The following is a 17,581-nucleotide window of genomic DNA, read 5'->3' on the forward strand; positions in this document are numbered from 1 at the left end:
GCTCTCCTGCCCTCACAGCCCCTGAGGAGCCGTGGGGCGGCGCAGCAGGGCCCGGAACGGGTGCCACAGCTCCTGGGGCAGCTCGGGGCCGCCGACACCGTTGTCACGGGCCGTGTCGGGGGCCGTACGCCATATGAGGCCGTCCGGGTGGTGCAGGACGGCGGTGATCTCGTCCGGGGACGGCGGGGCCGAGTTGCCGCGCAGGTAGACCGCGCGCATTCCGAGGTTGCGGAGCCTGGTCAGGGCTCGGGCGCGGTTCTGGGCGAGCACGAGTACGCGGACGCAGTCCGTGCCCTCCCCGGGCGTGGTGGGCAGGTTCAGCGCCACCACCACGCTGCCGTTAGGCAGCTTGCAGAAACCTCCTGCGGCCATGCAGTCACACCCCCGTGTGCACCGGTGTCAATAAGAAATCCACAGGACGCACCTAAACACGATCGGCCGCAACCCGCCAGGGGGTTGCGGCCGATCACTTTCTGACCTGCGGAAACGCTGACTACTTCACTGCGGGGCCGACCTGGAGCGAGATCGTGGAGCCGTCCTTGGCTTCCTTGACGATCTTGATCTTGGTGTTGGTGTCAGTGACCTGGACACCGGCGGTCGGGGTGGCCTTGTCGTAGTAGGTGCTGGTGTGGTCGTTGAAGACCGACACACCCTTCGACGAGCGGATCTTGGTCGCCACGTCCGCGTGGTGCAGCGTGATGCCGTCCGTGCGGTAGCGGCTGAAGGTCGAGTCGTACGACTGGAGGCGGCTGCTCATCGCGGTGCCGTCGGCCCACTTCAGCGCGGTCGGGTGCGAGTCGATCGGCAGGACCAGACCGACGCCCGGGTGGACGCTGGTGTTGTTGTCCGCCTGGGAGGTGTCCCACTTCCAGATGAGCAGACCGTTCTGGTACGGGTAGTGCTCGACCCAGTCCGGACGGGTCGTCGAGAAGCCGAAGTTGTACGGGCCGACCTTGAGGGTCTTGTCGTACGAGACGTACTGGCGGTTCTCGGCGATGTAGTACTGCGCGTAGTCCTTGGTGAACGACGCGCCGATGCGGGAGAAGCCGGTGGCGGTCCACGCGGCGTCCGCGCTCTCCACGTTGTCGGAGAAGAGGGCGGCGCCGTCGGCGGTCACGGAGATCTCGTCGGCCGCGAAGCCCTTCTGCGAGACACCGCCGTCGGTGGCGTAGCGGAAGCGGACGTCGATCTTCTTGCCCGCGTAGGCGTCGAGCGGGTACGACAGCTTCTGGTACGCGCTCGCCGTGCCGGTGAGGGCGGTCTTGCCGCTGGCGTCCTTGCCGATGGCCGCGCCGTTCGCCGTGCCGTCCAGGACGGTCCAGTTGGCGCCGCCGTCGGTGGACACCTCGGTGTAGAGGTAGTCGTAGCCGTTCTCGATGTCCCACCAGCCGTCGAGGTCCAGGGTGGCCTTCGACTTGCCGGTCAGGTCGACCGAACGGGTCAGCGTGTTCTTGAGGTTGTCACCGCTGCCGCTCCACCACTGCGTGGCGCCCTGGGCCGGGGCGACGACCTCGGTCTTGACGGCCTTCTCGGGCAGCGTGACGACGAGCGCCTGCTTGTCCCAGGTGTTGTACTCGGCGACGCCCAGCTTGTGCGTGGACTGCTTGCCGGCCTTCGCCGTGTCGTAGTTGAGCCAGCCGAGCTGCATCTTGTCCCAGGCGCTGAAGTCACCGGGCAGGTCGCCGATGGCGTTCTTGCCGGTGCCGAGCCAGGAACCGGACGACATCAGGGTCCAGAAGCCGGTGGAGTTGTCGCCGCCGCCGCTGGTGTCGTAGTGGTCCGGCAGACCGAGGTCGTGGCCGTACTCGTGGGCGAAGACGCCGAGTCCGCCGTTCTCCGGCTGGATGGTGTAGTCGCCGACCCAGATGCCGCTGTCGCCGATCTGGGTGCCGCCGAGCTTGTTGCCCGTGGGACCCGTGGCGCCCGCGTCGGTGCCGAACGCGTACCAGCGGTGGGCCCAGATCGCGTCGGTGCCCTGAGCGCCGCCACCGGCGGACTCGTCCTCACCGGCGTGCACGATCTGGAAGTGGTCGATGTAGCCGTCGGGCTCGTTGAAGTTGCCGTCGCCGTCGAAGTCGTAGCGGTCCCACTGGTCGAACTTGGCCAGGTCCGCCTTGATCGCGGCGTCGGTGCGGCCGGCCGCCTTCTGCTGGGCGACCCAGGCGGTCACGCCGTCGCTGACGACGTTCCACACGCTGGGGCAGTTGGTGGAGCCGCACGCGTTGTTGCCGTAACGGGCCTCGTTGTAGGGCACCTTGACCCAGTCGGCGACCTCACCCGAGACCGAGTAGCGGCCCGAGGACTCCTTCTCGTAGAACTTCTTCATCGACTCGACGTTCTTGCCGGTGCCGAAGTAGAGGTTCTGGAAGTGCTTCTGGTTGTAGTCCGCCTGCCAGGCAGTGCTGTTGTCCTTGGCGCGGTCCGGCTTGGCTATCTTGTTGTGCAGCGGGCCGGCGGTGCCGCCCGCACTGGCGTCGGTCTTGTCGCCGAACTCGACCAGGATCGTGAAGATCTTGTCGGTCTTCTCGCGGCCCAGCTCGACGTACTTGCTGTGGCCCTTCTTGCTCTTGAGCTGAACCACCCGCGAGCCGTTGCGGTCCTTGACCTGGGCATCGCCGGATATGACCTGGTTCAGGGCCTCTTGGCGCTGCGCCTTCTGGGTCTTGCTGAGCGGGCCGTCGAGGTCGTGGTCGACCTTCGTCTTGGCCGGCTGCGGGTCGTGCCGGTTCACAGCCGCCGACGAGGTGTCGTCGGCCTGCGCGACGGCGAACGTCGAGAACGTGGCGGTGGCCGCCGCGAGAGCTACGCCCACCGCGGCCGCTCTGAACGTCCATGATCTGCTGGTCACTTGATTCCTCCCCCGCGTTCGTCCGCGCGGATGGAGGGGATCCTGGTCATGGGTCCGCGCGCGTATACGCGTGTCAAGTGACGACATTTGACCGGAGTTACCAAAGAAAAGACAGATCTTGACTTGGACCCGCCAACTGCACTATGCAGTCATGACCGTTCGATATCCGGACGGCGTGCGGGGCGTCTATGTGCCGCTCAACGGGCGCGTCCACCCGTCCACTTCGTGGACTGCATGACTCCGTGCGCCCCCCGTGCTCCGGCACCGTGGGTTAGGTCACGCTTACCGGCTGTTCCCCTCGGGCATGCAGCGGAATAGAGTCGATTGGCGGAGCGCCGGATGTCGGCGGATTGCCATGGTCGACGCCGTTTCTCACCCCCGATTCTTATCCGCACCTCCCCCATCGCGAGAGGCACCCGGGGGGAGACCCCCACCCGAGGACACGATTGCCATGCCTCGTCCGAACGCCGCACAGCTCGCCTACGGTTCCTGCACCGTGATCTTCTCGACGCTCGCCATGCTGCTGCTGTCTCAGACGAGTTCGAGCCTGGGGATCATCCTGATCGCCTTCTCGGCTCTCGCTCTCGGGCTGCTGGTCGCCATGACGGTCCCGCTGCCCAGGTCGGCGCCCGCCGAAGGAACTTCGGCCGCCGCTACGGCTACCGCGGCCGCTGTCGCGCAGGAGCGGGTCCCGGTGCGGCGCGAGACCGCGTCCGTCGCCGTCTCCGTGTCCATCGCGCCCGAACCGATGCCGGTGTCCGTGTCGGCGTCCGCCGCCTCCGTGCCCGTACGCGAAACGGCGGGCCCGTGATGCACGGACCCGCCGCGGTGCAGTGCGCCGCCCTCCAGGTCAACGGGTGCTGACCACCACCGTCTTGGCCGCCTTGTCGTGCAGGCCCTGCTTGTAGGGCCTGTCGAAGAAGCTCCAGCCGCCCGCGATCGCGGTCCAGACACACGCGCAGCAGAACGCGAACGGGATCCACAGCACGGCCGCGCGCATCAGCGCGGTCTGCGCGGAGGGCGTGGCGCCGTTGTCGAGGTTGGCCACGCGCAGGTTGAGCAGCTGCTTGCCGAGGGTCTGGCCCGACTTGCTGACCATGAGGGTGTCGTAGGCGATGTAGAGGACGGCGCCGACCACCTCCCGGCCGAACGAGTCGGCGAACTTGATCTTGTCGGTGTCCAGCGTGTACTGGCTGAAGCCGAAAGCCCAGGACAGCAGCCACACCACGACACCGACGATGATCATGTCGAGGATCCTCGCCAGGACCCGCTTGCCGCTGTCGGCGAGCGGAGGCATCCCCGCGAGGGGATCGCCGGAGCCGCCGCCGTAGGGGCCGCCACCGCCGTAGGGATCGCCGCCGTAAGGACTGCCGCCGCCGTACGACGGGGGCTGCCGGCCGCCGTAGGGGGCGTCGTAGGGGGAGCCGCCGCCCTCGGCGGGCGGGGGCTGCTGCTTCCTGAGCGGGTCGTCGTCCGGTGGATTCTGACCGGAGCCGGGGGGCGGCGGTTCGCTACTCATGGCCCGAGTGGACCGCGAACCCCCCGGTTCCGCATCCGGCGAGCGGCCGTCCGAGGGACCGCCTCGCCTACGGCCGATGCGCTACGTCGTCCTACGTCCCTGCCGCTACGAAGGTGTGGGCCGCCTTGTCGTGCCAGCACTGGCGCCACGGGCGGTCGAAGAGGCACCACAGGATGCCCACGACACCGATGCCGAGGACGCCCGGGATGCCGTAGACGAGCCAGCGGCGCAGGGCCAGGCCGAAGGACGGCGGCTCGTGGGCCTCGATGTCGCGCACCTCGATGCCGAGGAGCTTCTTGCCCAGGGTGCGGCCCCACTTGGCGGTGGGCAGCGCCTCCGAGAGGACGCCGACGAGGAGCAGGACGGCGACGATGACACCGAGGTATGCGGCGGTCGTGCCGTCGAGCAGCCAGACCGTCACCGTCTCGCCGGACAGCTTGGCCGCGTCGATCTTCTCGTTGACGTGGTCGAGCGCCTTGGTGCCCAGCGGCACGGCGGCCGCGGCGGTGACCGCGCCCAGCACCACGGTGTCCACGAGCCGGGCGGCCAGCCGCCTGCCGAGCGCCGCCGGACGCGCGGCCGACTGCCTGCGCGCGGCCGCCGTGAAGATGTCCTCGACCGGGGGCTTCCACGGCGCGACCGGCTGCTCCTCGTCACCCGGGGCGCCGGCCAGCCGGTGCACCTGCTGAGCCCAGGAAGGCTGGCCGCCGCCCACCCCGGAGGCCATGGGGGTTGCCTGCTGGGGGACGGAAGGAGAAGGGGCGGGCGTGGAGGCGGGTGCGGGTGCAGGTGCCGGGGCGGGTGCCTGTGCGGCGGCCTGGGCGGCCTGCGCCGCCGCGGCTGCCGCCTGGGCCGCCTGGCCGGCGCCGAAGCCACCGCCCGCCGAAGCCGTGCTCCCGGTCTGCGCCCCGCCCTGCTTCCCCGCGCGCGGGGAGAGCGCACGAAATTGCATGGTGCCCTCGGAAGCGACGGGGTTGCGGGGGCCCGGGGTGCCCGCGGAGCCGCCCGGATCCGCGCTCTCGTCTTCGGCGTCCGTGGGGCGCACGGGGCCCTTCGGGCGGCGGAACACCACGGTGCCGCCGCCGGGGGCCGAGTCCGCCGGGGGGATCGTCGCCGTGCCGTCCGTGCGCGAGGACTGGCCGTCGGGCTGCACGACCGCGTCGGACGGCCGGGCCGCGCTCGGCACCCGCGGGTCGGCGCCCTGCGGTGCGCCCCACGACACCCGGCGGTCCTGCTCGCCGCCGAAGCCGGACTGCCGGGAGCGGTCGGCGCCCCACGCGGTCGCGGGCTCGGGCCGGCTCCCGTGCTGTGCCTCGGCCGGGCTCACCCGGGGCGCGTCGAGCTGGGGCTGCGGGTCCTCGTCGAAGAAGTGCGGGCCCGTCTCCTCCGCCGCGGCGGGCGCGGGCGCGGGGCGCGTGCCGGGCGGCGGCGCGAGCGGTTCGCCGTCGGAGGGCGCGGGGCGGCTCGTGCCCGGTACCCAGGCGGCACCGTTCCAGTACCGGACATATCCAGGAATGGAGGGATCCGGGTAGTAGCCTTCGCGGGGCCTGTCGTCACCGGGGGCCGGGGTTGGGGCGCTCATGTCCGTCGTCCCGTATCTGCTCGGGGGTTTTTTGCGGCCTCCACATCTATCAGACCCCGGCACACGCCACCGCCCCTCCCGCCGCACCCACTCCTTTCGAGCACGGTTCCGCCGCGCTCGGGGGCACTTGGGGCAGCCGCGCCGGACGGTGCGGAAAACAAATTCTCCGAACCCGCGTAATGGTTCCGGGGGCAAGGCGCTCTTCACTCGCACGGGCCCGCTCCGAGGCCCGGAACGAGAGAGGAAACGTACGTCATGCACACAGTGGTGGAACGCGAGCTGGAGCTCAAACTGGTCCTGTCGCCGGAGCGCAGCATCCCGGTACCGGCCCGGCTCGGTTACCGGTCCGACGATCCGTACGCCGTCCACATCTCCTTTCACATCGGCACCGATCACCCCGTCAACTGGACCTTCGCCCGCGAGCTGCTCGTGGAGGGGGTGTTCCGGCCGTGCGGGCACGGGGACGTGCGGGTGTGGCCGACCAAGGTGGCGGGGCGGAGTGTGGTCCTGATGGCGCTGAGTTCGCCGGACGGGGACGCCCTGCTGGAGGCGCCCGCGGCGCAGGTGTCCGCGTGGCTGGAGCGGACGCTTCGGGTGGTCCCCCCGGGCTCTGAGGCCGAGCAGCTCGGCATCGACGACGGCCTCGCCGAGCTGCTCACGCCGACCCCGGCCGACGACCTGTGGCTGCGCGACCCGTGGCCGTCCGACGAGTCGAAGGACGGGGAGTGATCACGCACGTACGACTGTCAGAAGAGCTTGCCCGGGTTGAGCAGGCCCAGCGGGTCGAACGCCGTCTTGATCGCCCGCTGCATCTCCACGCCCACCGGGCCGATCTCGCGCGCCAGCCACTCCTTCTTCAGGACGCCCACGCCGTGCTCGCCGGTGATCGTGCCGCCGAGTTCCAGGCCGAGGGCCATGATCTCGTCGAAGGACTCGCGGGCGCGCCGGGACTCGTCGGGGTCGGCGGCGTCGAAGCAGACGGTGGGGTGGGTGTTGCCGTCGCCCGCGTGGGCGCACACCCCGATGGTGAGGGCGTACTTGTCGGCGATGCGGTCGATGCCTTCGAGCATCTCGCCGAGCCGCGACCGCGGCACGCACACGTCGTCGATCATCGTGGTGCCCTTGACCGCTTCGAGCGCCGTCAGCGCCAACCGCCTCGCCTGGAGCAGGAGTTCGGACTCCGCCGCGTCATCGGCGGGTACGACCTGGGTCGCGCCCGCGGCCTCGCACAGCGCGCCGACGGCGGCGAGGTCGGCCGCCGGGTCGTGGGTGTCGAAGGCGGCGAGCAGCAGGGCCTCCGTCGACTCCGGCAGGCCCATGTGCGCCAGGTCGTTGACGGCCTTGACGGTCGTACGGTCCATGAGTTCGAGCAGGGACGGCACGTGCCCGCCCTCCATGATCCGGCACACGGCGTCGCACGCGGCGCCCGCCGACCCGAACTCGGCGGCCAGCACCAGCTGTTGGGGAGGCTGCGGCTTCAGCGCGAGGGTCGCCCCCACGACGATGCCGAGCGAGCCCTCCGACCCGACGAAGAGCCGCGTGAGGTCGTATCCGGCGACGCCCTTCGCCGTGCGGCGCCCGGTCGACATCAGCCGCCCGTCGGCGAGGACGACGTCCAGTCCGAGGACGTACTCGGCCGTCACGCCGTACTTCACGCAGCACAGGCCGCCGGAGGCCGTGCCGATGTTGCCGCCGATCGTGCACATCTCCCAGCTGGAGGGGTCCGGCGGGTAGTACAGGCCGACTTCGCCCACCGCGCGGGAGAGCGTGGCGTTGACGACGCCGGGCTCGACGACGGCGATGCGGTCGACCTGGCTGATCTCCAGGATGCGGTCCATTTTCGTGAGTGAGAGCACGATGCAGCCGTCGGAGGCGTTGGCGGCGCCCGACAGGCCGGTGCGGGCGCCCTGCGGGACGACGGGCACGCGCAGCTCGGTCGCGATACGCATGACGTGCTGGACCTGCTCGACGGTGCGCGGCAGGACCACCACGGCGGGGGTGCCCGCCGCGCAGAAGCTCGCCATGTCGTTGGCGTAGGAGGCCGTGACGTCCGGGTCGGTGAGGACCGCCTCGGCCGGCAGGCCCGCGAGGAGACGGTCGACGAGGTTGCCGGTCGCTTCGTCGCGCGGGGCTTCTATACGGCTCATGATCACAGCGTCGCACCCGGGGCCATCGGTGTGAACCCCGTCCGCGGCACCCTTCGTATGCCGGGATGTGGTCTTCGTATTGACGCACAGTGATCGCCATGAAGATCGGCATGGAGACCGGCCCGGACACCGCCATGGAGACCGCCACGCAGACCGGCATCGGGGCCGAGGCGCTGCGTCCGGGGGCGCGCCCGGGCCCCTTCGTGAAGCGTGCGCTGATCGGGGTGGTCGCCGGGTGCGTCGTCCTCGGCGGGGTGCTGGTGCTGCTGCCCTCCGAGCGGCACAGGGCGGTGCCGCCCGCGCCGGGTCCGGTGGCGCGGGCCATGACGGCCGTCGGGGCCGGGGCGCCCGCCGCGCTGCCCGACCTGGCGGTGCTCATCCGCGACCGTGAGGCCCATCTGCGGGCGCATCCGCGCGACGAGCAGTCGTGGGCGGTGCTCGGTACGGCGTACGTGGAGCGGGCGCGGCGGACCGCGGCGCCCGTGTACTACCCGAAGGCCGAGAAGGCGCTGCGTACGTCACTGCGGGTGCGGCCGAAGGGGAACGTGGCGGCGCTCGACGGGCTCGCCGCGCTCGCCAACGCTCGGGGCGACTTCGCGGCCGGGCTGAAGTGGGCCGGGGCGGCGGCTCAGGCGGCACCGAAGCGGTGGACGACGTATCCCCTGCTGATCGACTCCTACACCGGGCTCGGCGACTACCGGGCCACCCGCCGGGCGCTCGACAAGCTGCTCGACCTGCGCACCGGGCCCACCGTGATGGCGCGGGCCGCGGGGGTGTACCGGGACCGCGGCTGGCGCGAGGACGCGGCCGCCGCGCTCGCCGACGCGACGGCCCTCGCGCGCACCCCCGCCGAACAGGCGGCCTGTCTGGAGCAGGCCGGGCAGCTCGCCTGGGAGCGCGGGGACGCCGAGGAGTCGCTGCGGCACTACGAGGCCGCGCTGCGCACCGATCCCGGCGAACAGGGGGCGCTTGCCGGACAGGGCCGCGCGCTCGCGGCACTCGGCCGTACGCCGCAGGCACTGCACGCCTATCAGCGCGCCCTCGCCGGGCGGCCCGAGCCGCGGTACGCCCTCGAACTGGGCGAGCTGTACGAGGCGTCGGGGCTCGGCGGGGCCGCGCGTGCGCAGTACGACGTGCTGCGGGCGCGGGTACGGGCGGCGGCGGCCGCGGGTGTGAACGGCGACCTGCTCCTCGGGTTGTTCGAGGCCGATCACGGTGATCCGGCGGCCGCGGTGCGGCTGCTGCGTGCCGAGTGGCAGCGCCGGCCGGGGATCGCTGTCGCGGACGCGCTGGGGTGGGCGTTGCACCGGGCCGGGGAGGACGAGGAGGCGCTCGGGTTCGCCGAGCGGGCGATGGACAAGGAGCACGGGGGCGGTGTGCGCAGCGCCTTGTACGCGTATCACCGGGGGCAGATCGAGCGTGACCTCGACCGGGCCGGGCCCGCCCGGCGCCATCTGGCGGAGGCGCTGCGCATCAATCCGTACTTCTCCCCGCTGTTCGTGCCTCTCGCCAAGGCGGCCCTGGTGTCCCTGGGCGAGCCTGCCGCGGAGGGACCGGCGGAGCCGGAGACCCGTCCGGGCTCCTCGGACGGCCCGCAGAGGCCGAACGGCCCGGAGCGCGGGGCTTCGCGCTGAGCGCAGGGCCCTTCGCCGGCCCTTCGGGCTAGGAGGCCTTGTCCTGCTTGTAGTAGATCGAGAAGCGGCGGGCTCCCACGAGGCCCGAGGCGAGGCCGATGTACACGCGGGGGTCAGGCCCGGGGCGCACGGCGAGGCCCTCGGGTTCGCGGCCCACGAGCGTGTAGCCGGCCTCGGTGCGCTCCTGCTGGAGGAGTTCCCCGGTGTGGATGTCGAGGCTCGACACATGGGCGTTGCCCCGCCGGGCGGCCGGGTTGGTCTTCGGGTCGTACGCCGTGCCCGCCAGCTGGTAGACGCAGTCGCGGTACAGGGCGTAGCCCTGGAAGGGGATCCTCGGGTCGGGGTGGGCGCCGGTCTGGGCGAAGTCCGTGAGGGGGTCGCTGTAGTCGCGGGCGACGAAGGCGTCGAGGTTCCAGACGCGGTAGCGGGGCTCGTCGGCCGCGTTGCGGTAGCGGACGGCGATCCGGCGGGAGGTCGTGCAGACCGAGGGCTGGTTGTTGACGGAGCCCGCTATGGGATGGCGGATCCTGACGTCCGCGCCGGTGCGGACGGCCCCGTTCGCGAAGTGGAAGCGGGTGACGCCCCGGCCGTAGCCGTTGTGGGCGTCGGCCTCGGTCCAGATCCAGGTGCTGCCGTCGGAGGCGTCGCGCTGCACGCCCATGCTGACGCCGTGGCCGAAGCCCTTCAGGTACATGTGGCCCAGCCGGTTGCCCTGGTGGTCGAGCTTGTTCAGGCACAGGTCACCGGTCGGGCGCCCGGTGACGGTGACCTGGAGGACGTAGAGATGCTTGTTCGGCTCGTCGAAGGCGAACGACTGGAGCACCGTCGGCTCCTTGAGCGTGCCCTTCTGGCGCAGCCAGCGGGCGGACGGTACGGCGAGGTTGATCGGAGCGGTCACTGTGTCCCCCCGAGTCCTGTGGGCGCCCCTTCGGCACCCACAGGACTTGAGAGTGTCAACTCACGTTCGCCGGTTGCAAGTTAAGTGATCAACAACCGCTACGTTTTTGCCGAACTCACAGGTTTCCGCGCTTCTCCTGCTCCCGCTCGATCGCCTCGAACAGGGCCTTGAAGTTGCCCTTGCCGAAGCCCATCGACCCGTGCCGCTCGATGATCTCGAAGAAGACGGTCGGACGGTCCTGGACCGGCTTGGTGAAGATCTGCAGCAGGTAGCCGTCCTCGTCGCGGTCCGCGAGGATCTTCAGTTCCCGGAGCGTGTCGACCGGGACGCGGGTGTCGCCGACCCACTCGCCGAGGGTGTCGTAGTACGAGTCCGGGGTCGCGAGGAACTGGACCCCGGCGGCGCGCATGGTGCGGACCGTCTCGACGATGTCGCCCGAGTTGAGCGCGATGTGCTGGACGCCCGCGCCGCCGTAGAACTCCAGGTACTCGTCGATCTGGGACTTCTTCTTGGCGATGGCGGGCTCGTTGATCGGGAACTTGACCTTGAGCGTGCCGTCGGCGACGACCTTCGACATCAGCGCGGAGTACTCGGTCGCGATGTCGTCGCCCACGAACTCCTTCATGTTCGTGAAGCCCATGACCTTGTTGTAGAAGCCGACCCACTCGTTCATGTGGCCGAGTTCGACGTTGCCGACGCAGTGGTCGATGGCCTGGAAGGTGCGGTGGGCGGGGGGCGCGACGATCGGGTCGGCGGCGGCGTAGCCGGGGAGGTAGGGGCCGTCGTAGCCGGTGCGCTCGACGAGCGTGTGACGGGTGCTGCCGTACGTCGCGATCGCCGCGAGGACGACCGTGCCGTGCTCGTCCTTGACCTCGTACGGCTCGGCGAGCGAGCGGGCGCCGTGCTCGACGGCGTAGGCGTGGGCGGCGCGCGCGTCCGGGACCTCGATGGCGAGGTCGACGACGCCGTCACCGTGCTCGGCGACGTGCTCGGCGAGGAAGGTGCCCCAGGGGGTGGCGGGCTTGATGACCGACGTGAACACGAAGCGGGCGGAGCCGTTGGTGAGCACGTACGAGGCGGTCTCGCGGCTGCCGTTCTCCGGTCCGGAGTAGGCGGCCAGTTGCATGCCGAAAGCGGTGGAGTAGTAGTGCGCCGCCTGCTTGGCGTTGCCCACGGCGAAGACGACCGCGTCCATTCCCTTGACCGGGAAGGGGTCTGCCTGCCGTGCGGTGTCGGGGGTGTGGTGGGTTGTCTGAGTCATGGCCGCAGGCTCTCTCCGATCCACAAGGTGCGCAATAGTTTGTGTATTGGATGGACAATCCGCTCAGTCATCAGCCCGTATCGCCGGGCTTTCTGTACATGATGACCATCTCGAAGGCGTACGGAACACACACCAAGGGCATTACCGGAGGACTCGTATGGCGATCGACGCTCTGGACGGCCGGCTCATCGTGCTGCTGGCCGAGGAGCCGCGCATCGGCGTGCTGGAGATGTCCCGTCGGCTCGGGGTCGCGCGCGGCACCGTGCAGGCCAGGCTGGACCGGCTTCAGTCGAATGGCGTCATCCGCGGATTCGGCCCGCAGGTGGATCCGGCGGCGCTCGGCTACCCCGTCACGGCGTTCGCGACCCTGCAGATCCGGCAGGGCCAAGGCCCGGACGTACGGGCGCACTTGGCGAGTGTGCCGGAGGTCCTGGAGCTGCACACCACCACCGGCAGCGGGGACATGCTGTGCCGTCTCGTCGCCCGCTCGAACGCTGATCTTCAGCGGGTGATCGACCGCGTTGTCGGTTTTGATGGCATTGTCCGGGCCGCCACGGCGATCGTCATGGAGAACCCCGTTCCGCTGCGGATCATCCCGCTGGTGGAGCAGGCGTCGCAGGACCGCGACTGACGGAAACCGAGCAGCGGAGCAGCCGACCTAGGGGGTGCTTTGAAAGTCCTGTGCGGTGCCCGCGGTGTTCGGTGCGTGCCCTCGGCGTGCCGGACGAAGGCCCTCGTACTGGACGTACTTGGGACTTCGGCCGGTGCGGCGAGGGTGCGTGCCGGGCGCCGTGGGTGCTGTGCGGGACTTTCAAAACACCCCCTAGTCGTCCGAGGTGAGTGCGCGTGAGCTTCTGGGAGTATCTCGGAAACCGCCACCAGCAGCTGCTCACCGACGCCTTCCAGCACGCCAGTGCCGTCTTCCAGTGCATGGTGATCGCGACCGTGATCGGCGTACTGCTCGGCGTTGTCACCTATCGCAGCGAGTGGGCCGGCAACCTGGCCACGCTGACCACGTCCACGATCCTGACCATCCCCTCGCTCGCCATGATCGGTCTGCTGATCCCGATCGTGGGCCTGGGCGTGCCGCCCACGGTCATCGCGCTGACGCTGTACGGGCTGCTGCCGGTCGTCCGCAACGCGATCGTGGGCCTGCGCGGGGTCGATCCGTCGCTGGTGGACGCGGCGAAGGGCATCGGGATGTCTCGGATCGCCCGCCTGTTCCGGGTCGAGCTGCCGCTCGCCTGGCCGCCGATCCTCACCGGCATCCGGGTCTCGACGCAGATGCTGATGGGCATCGCGGCCATCGCGGCCTACGCCTCCGGGCCCGGCCTCGGCAACGAGATCTTCCGCGGGATCGGCTCCCTGGGCAGCAAGAACGCGCTCAACCAGGTGCTCGCGGGCACGCTCGGGATCATCGTCCTGGCGCTGCTCTTCGACGCCGCGTACGTCCTGATCGGACGGCTGACCATTCCCAGGGGGATCCGTGTCTGAGACTTCCACGCCCGCAGCCGCTCCCGGTCCCGCGCCGGCGGACGAGGGCACGACCGGCGCCACCATCGAGCTGGAGAACCTCACCAAGCGCTATCCGGGCAGCGGCGACCCGGCCGTCGACAACGTCAACATGGAGATCAGAGCGGGCGAACTGGTCGTCTTCGTGGGCCCGTCGGGGTGCGGGAAGTCCACCACGCTCAAGATGATCAACCGGCTGATCGAGCCGACGGGCGGCCGGATCAGGATCGGCGCCGAGGACGTCACCGACATGGACCCGGTGAAGCTGCGCCGCAAGGTCGGGTACGCGATCCAGTCCTCCGGGCTCTTCCCGCACATGACGGTCGCTCAGAACATCGCGCTGGTACCGAAGATGGTCGGCTGGTCGAAGTCGCGGATCAGGTCGCGGGTGGAGGAGATGCTCGACCTGGTCGGGCTGGATCCCGGCGAGTTCCACGGCCGCTACCCGCGCCAGCTCTCCGGCGGGCAGCAGCAACGCGTGGGCGTGGCCCGGGCGTTGGCCGCCGACCCGCCCGTTCTGCTGATGGACGAGCCGTTCGGCGCGGTCGACCCGATCACCCGTGACCACCTCCAGGACGAACTGATCCGGCTCCAGCACGAACTGCACAAGACGATCGTGTTCGTCACGCACGACTTCGACGAGGCGATCAAGCTGGGCGACCGGATCGCGGTCCTGCGCGAGCGGTCGCACATCGCGCAGTTCGACACCCCGGAGGCGATCCTCACCAACCCGGCCGACGACTTCGTGTCCGGGTTCGTGGGCGCGGGCGCGGCACTGAAGCGGCTGAACCTGACGCGCGTACGGGACGTGGAGATCACGGACTATCCGACGGTCACCGTCGACGACCCGCTCCAGGAGATCTTCAACAAGCTCCGCACCAGCGGCACGAACGAGATCCTGCTGCTCGACAAGCGGGGCCGCCCCTACAAGTGGCTCAGACGCGGCGACCTCATGCGCGCCAAGGGTTCTCTCGCCAGGGCGGGCACGCTGGTGCACGACACGGTGACCAGGGACGCCACGGTGCGGGACGCGCTGGAGGCCGTGCTGACGGACAACACCGGCCGGGTCGCGGTCACCGGACGGCGCGGCGAGTACACCGGCGTCGTCGACATGGAGACGCTGATGAACTCCGTGCACGAGCTCCTGGAGGCCGACCGGCTGGACGCCATGGAGCACCAGCACGATCTGGAGGAGGCACGCGCCCAGCTGACCCACGAGGAGCAGGAAGGCGACGGCGGGGAGACGAGGGCATGAGCACTCCCCCGTCGCACCGGCGGCCCGAGGGCGAGCACGAGGTCAAGGGGCTCGCGTTCCGTGACGACGCCGAGGACGGCAGTGACGTCGACGGCGACCGTGAGAGCGGGACCGGGGCCGGGCGCCCGTCCGGCGGGCCCGCGCGCCGCATCACCTGGCAGAAGCTGACGTTCCTGCCCGCCTTCCTCGTGGCCGTGCTGCTGGCCACCTGGTTGTGGTTCGCGCAGGCCGACCTCGACCCGATCTCCGAGAACGCGCTCTCGGGCGGCCAGGTGAGCAAGGCCCTTCGGCAGCACATCCAACTGACCGCGATCTCCACGTTCTTCGTGCTGATCATCGCGATCCCGCTGGGCATCCTGCTCACCCGGGGAGCGTTCCGGAAGGCGGCGCCGGTCGCGATGGCCTTCGCCAACATGGGGCAGGCCACCCCGGCGATCGGCCTCCTCGCCCTGCTGGTGATCTGGCTCGGCACCGGCCAGAAGGCGGCCCTGATCGGCATCATCATCTACGCCGTCCTGCCGGTCCTCTCCAACACGATCGCCGGCCTGAAGGCGAACGACCCGACCCTCCTGGAGGCGGCCCGCGGCATCGGCATGTCGCCACTGGGCGTCCTCAGGCGGATCGAACTCCCGCTGGCCGTCCCGCTGATCCTGGCGGGCGTACGGACGGCGCTGGTCCTGAACGTCGGCACGGCGACCCTCGCCACCTTCGGCGGCGGGGGCGGACTCGGTGTCCTCATCACCACCGGGATCACCACTCAGCGCATGCCGGTGCTGGTGCTCGGCTCGATCCTCACGATCACCCTCGCGCTGCTGGTGGACTGGCTGGCGTCGCTCGCCGAACTCCTGCTCAAGCCACGCGGGTTGGAGGCGGGATCATGAGGCACCCACTGGTCCTCACCCTCGCGGGGGCACTCGTACTGGCTTCCGGCTGCGGCCTGCAGAGCGGTTCCCCCATGGTCGACGACGTGGTGCCCGGCTCGATCGGGAAGGGCGAACCGCTCAAGGGCGCCCATCTGACCGTCACGTCCAAGGAGTTCACCGAGCAGCTGATCCTCGGCGCGATCATGGGCATCGCCTTCCAGGCGGCCGGCGCCGACGTCCTGGACCGCACCGGCATCCAGGGGTCCATCGGCGCCCGCGAGGCCGTCAAGAACGGGGACGCGGACGGCATGTACGAGTACACGGGCACCGCCTGGATCACGTACCTGGGCAACAGCGAGCCCATCACCGACCCGCAGAAGCAGTGGCAGGCGGTGCACGACGCGGACCTGAAGAACGGGCTGACCTGGCTGCCGCCGTCCCGCCTCAACAACACCTACGCGCTCGCCATGAACCAGGCCAAGTTCAAGAAGTACGGCACGAAGACGCTGTCCGACGTCGCCGCGCTCGCCAAGTCGGACCCCGGCGCGGTCACGCTGTGCGTGGAGAGCGAGTTCGCCAACCGCGCGGACGGGCTGCCGGGCATGGAGAAGAAGTACGGGATGAGCCTGCCCGCCGGGAACATCACGCAGATGGACACCGGGATCATCTACACCCAGGTGAAGAAGGGGAGTTGTACGTACGGCGAGGTCTTCACCACCGACGGGCGCATCAAGTCGATGAACCTGGCGGTGATGGAGGACGACAAGAAGTTCTTCCCCAACTACAACGTCGCCCCCGAGATCAACTCCAAGGCCCTGAAGGAGCACCCGGAGATCGCCGAGGTCCTCGACCCGATCACCAAGAAGCTCGACAACACGGTGGCGCAGACCCTGAACGCCAAGGTGGACGTGGATGGGCAGGACCCGCATCAGGTGGCGCTGGACTGGATGAAGAAGGAGGGGTTCGTGAAGGAGGGGTGAGGTTCCCTGCTTCACGGGCGGTGCGTCGCGGGCGGCGCGTCACGGGCGGTGCGTCGCGGGCGGCGAGTCACGGGCGGCGAGTTCCAAAGAGTTGGTTGCAAAGAAACCGTTGCAACCTGTCCTTTGCAACGCTATCTTTGTACGCATGACGGAGCAGCAGGAACCGCGCCAGTACCGCACGCTCGACGCCCGTTCGTTGCGTGGCATCGCCCACCCGCTGCGGATGCAGTTGCTGAGCGCCCTGCGTCAGCACGGACCGGCCACCGCGTCACAGCTCGCCGAGCGCCTCGGCGAGTCCAGCGGGGCGACCAGTTATCACCTCCGGCAGCTCGCCGCGCACGGCTTCGTCGAGGACGCGCCGGAGCACGGCAAGGGGCGCGAACGCTGGTGGAAAGCCGCCGCCCAGGGCCTGATCTTCGACGACAGCATGCTCAAGGACTCCGACCCGGCCGTCCGGGGAGCCGTGGACACGTTCCTGCACGAGATCGCGACCACGCACACCAGGGAGCTGTCGACGTGGCTCGGCACCCGGGACGACTGGTCCGCGGAGTGGACCCGTGCCACCGACATGAGCGACATGACGCTACGGCTGACGCCCGACCTCACGGCTGAACTCATCCAGAAGATGCACGACTTGGTCGAGAGCTACCGCGACCGTGCGCCCGCCGAGGGAACCCCCGAGGCCGAGCAGGTACGCCTGCACACGCACGTCTTCCCGTTCACCACGGACTGAGAACGCAGAACTCAGCGCTCAGGGCCGAGAACCCGGAACTGAGAACCTACGACCGAGAAAGGTCACCCCGATGCACTCCGAGACCCACCTCCAGCTGCACCATGTCCGCGCCGCCGAGCTGCATGCCCAGGCCGACGCCCACCGGCTCGCCACCGAGGCCAGGCGTCCGAGCGAACTCCGCACCCGCCTCGGCTGGGCCCTCGTGGAGGTCGGCCTCCGGCTCGCCTCCGCACCCAAGGTGGCGATGGCCCACTAGGGGGTGTTTTGAAAGTCCTGTGCGGTGCCCGCGGTGTTCGGTGCGTGCCCTCGGCGTGCCGGACGAAGGCCCTCGTACTGGACGTACTTGGGG

Annotated in this window: 17 protein-coding genes; 10 read left to right on the plus strand and 7 right to left on the minus strand. The window is 70.0% G+C overall.

Annotation, left to right across the window (positions count from 1 at the left end):
- Positions 1–12: 12 nt before the first annotated feature.
- The gene (locus ACN6LB_RS31200; protein ID WP_356139594.1) at positions 13–372 is read right to left on the minus strand and encodes a hypothetical protein; all 360 of its coding nucleotides are present in this window, start codon (positions 370–372) and stop codon (positions 13–15) included.
- 121 nt (positions 373–493) lie between these two features.
- Positions 494–2,848 carry an immune inhibitor A domain-containing protein gene (locus ACN6LB_RS31205; RefSeq protein ID WP_356139593.1) on the minus strand — a complete coding sequence of 785 codons (2,355 nt, stop codon included), beginning with the start codon at positions 2,846–2,848 and terminating at the stop codon, positions 494–496.
- A 451-nt stretch (positions 2,849–3,299) separates the two neighbouring features.
- On the opposite strand from ACN6LB_RS31205, the gene ACN6LB_RS31210 reads away from it, so the two are divergent.
- Complete coding sequence (locus tag ACN6LB_RS31210; RefSeq protein ID WP_356139592.1) at positions 3,300–3,659, plus strand: hypothetical protein; 360 nt, start codon at positions 3,300–3,302, stop codon at positions 3,657–3,659.
- 39 nt (positions 3,660–3,698) lie between these two features.
- Here the strand turns inward: ACN6LB_RS31210 and ACN6LB_RS31215 are convergent, their stop codons facing one another.
- Together ACN6LB_RS31215 and ACN6LB_RS31220 are read right to left on the minus strand one after the other, a co-directional pair.
- On the minus strand, positions 3,699–4,367 hold the full coding sequence (locus ACN6LB_RS31215) for an RDD family protein (RefSeq protein WP_445028777.1): 669 nt from the start codon (positions 4,365–4,367) through the stop codon (positions 3,699–3,701).
- A 91-nt stretch (positions 4,368–4,458) separates the two neighbouring features.
- Positions 4,459–5,949, minus strand: coding sequence for an RDD family protein (locus ACN6LB_RS31220; RefSeq protein ID WP_445028778.1), 1,491 nt, complete (start codon positions 5,947–5,949; stop codon positions 4,459–4,461).
- A gap of 255 nt (positions 5,950–6,204) precedes the next feature.
- Here ACN6LB_RS31220 and ACN6LB_RS31225 point away from each other — a divergent pair, with 255 nt between their 5' ends.
- Complete coding sequence (locus ACN6LB_RS31225) at positions 6,205–6,678, plus strand: SsgA family sporulation/cell division regulator (RefSeq protein WP_356147586.1); 474 nt, start codon at positions 6,205–6,207, stop codon at positions 6,676–6,678.
- Between the two features lie 17 nt (positions 6,679–6,695).
- Here the strand turns inward: ACN6LB_RS31225 and ACN6LB_RS31230 are convergent, their stop codons facing one another.
- Complete coding sequence (locus tag ACN6LB_RS31230) at positions 6,696–8,102, minus strand: FAD-binding oxidoreductase (RefSeq protein WP_356147584.1); 1,407 nt, start codon at positions 8,100–8,102, stop codon at positions 6,696–6,698.
- A gap of 92 nt (positions 8,103–8,194) precedes the next feature.
- Here ACN6LB_RS31230 and ACN6LB_RS31235 point away from each other — a divergent pair, with 92 nt between their 5' ends.
- Positions 8,195–9,730, plus strand: a complete 1,536-nt coding sequence (locus ACN6LB_RS31235) for a tetratricopeptide repeat protein (protein WP_445028779.1) — start codon at positions 8,195–8,197, stop codon at positions 9,728–9,730.
- A gap of 28 nt (positions 9,731–9,758) precedes the next feature.
- Here the strand turns inward: ACN6LB_RS31235 and ACN6LB_RS31240 are convergent, their stop codons facing one another.
- Both ACN6LB_RS31240 and hppD read right to left on the minus strand, forming a co-directional pair.
- Positions 9,759–10,628, minus strand: a complete 870-nt coding sequence (locus ACN6LB_RS31240; protein WP_445028780.1) for a phage baseplate protein — start codon at positions 10,626–10,628, stop codon at positions 9,759–9,761.
- Positions 10,629–10,743: 115 nt separating this feature from the next.
- Entirely contained in the window at positions 10,744–11,889 is a 1,146-nt protein-coding gene (hppD, locus tag ACN6LB_RS31245) for a 4-hydroxyphenylpyruvate dioxygenase (RefSeq protein WP_445028781.1), read from the minus strand.
- A gap of 157 nt (positions 11,890–12,046) precedes the next feature.
- Between hppD and ACN6LB_RS31250 the strand changes: the two genes are divergently transcribed.
- The 7 genes from ACN6LB_RS31250 (at position 12,047) to ACN6LB_RS31280 (ending at position 17,488) form a co-directional block, all read left to right on the plus strand.
- Complete coding sequence (locus tag ACN6LB_RS31250) at positions 12,047–12,520, plus strand: Lrp/AsnC family transcriptional regulator (protein WP_356147571.1); 474 nt, start codon at positions 12,047–12,049, stop codon at positions 12,518–12,520.
- 215 nt (positions 12,521–12,735) lie between these two features.
- Complete coding sequence (locus ACN6LB_RS31255; RefSeq protein WP_356147565.1) at positions 12,736–13,383, plus strand: ABC transporter permease; 648 nt, start codon at positions 12,736–12,738, stop codon at positions 13,381–13,383.
- Positions 13,376–14,656: a betaine/proline/choline family ABC transporter ATP-binding protein gene (locus tag ACN6LB_RS31260; protein WP_356147561.1), complete on the plus strand. Its 1,281-nt coding sequence runs from the start codon at positions 13,376–13,378 to the stop codon at positions 14,654–14,656. Before ACN6LB_RS31255 ends, ACN6LB_RS31260 begins: the two co-directional genes overlap by 8 nt.
- Positions 14,653–15,537 (plus strand): ABC transporter permease, encoded by an 885-nt coding sequence (locus ACN6LB_RS31265; RefSeq protein WP_445028782.1) that lies wholly within the window; start codon positions 14,653–14,655, stop codon positions 15,535–15,537. Before ACN6LB_RS31260 ends, ACN6LB_RS31265 begins: the two co-directional genes overlap by 4 nt.
- Positions 15,534–16,499 (plus strand): glycine betaine ABC transporter substrate-binding protein, encoded by a 966-nt coding sequence (locus tag ACN6LB_RS31270; RefSeq protein WP_445028783.1) that lies wholly within the window; start codon positions 15,534–15,536, stop codon positions 16,497–16,499. The genes ACN6LB_RS31265 and ACN6LB_RS31270 overlap by 4 nt, the downstream gene beginning before the upstream one ends.
- A gap of 145 nt (positions 16,500–16,644) precedes the next feature.
- Complete coding sequence (locus ACN6LB_RS31275) at positions 16,645–17,232, plus strand: ArsR/SmtB family transcription factor (RefSeq protein WP_356147549.1); 588 nt, start codon at positions 16,645–16,647, stop codon at positions 17,230–17,232.
- Between the two features lie 70 nt (positions 17,233–17,302).
- Complete coding sequence (locus tag ACN6LB_RS31280; protein WP_445028784.1) at positions 17,303–17,488, plus strand: hypothetical protein; 186 nt, start codon at positions 17,303–17,305, stop codon at positions 17,486–17,488.
- Positions 17,489–17,581 lie beyond the last annotated feature (93 nt).

This window comes from Streptomyces sp. SAS_270, assembly GCF_052543295.1.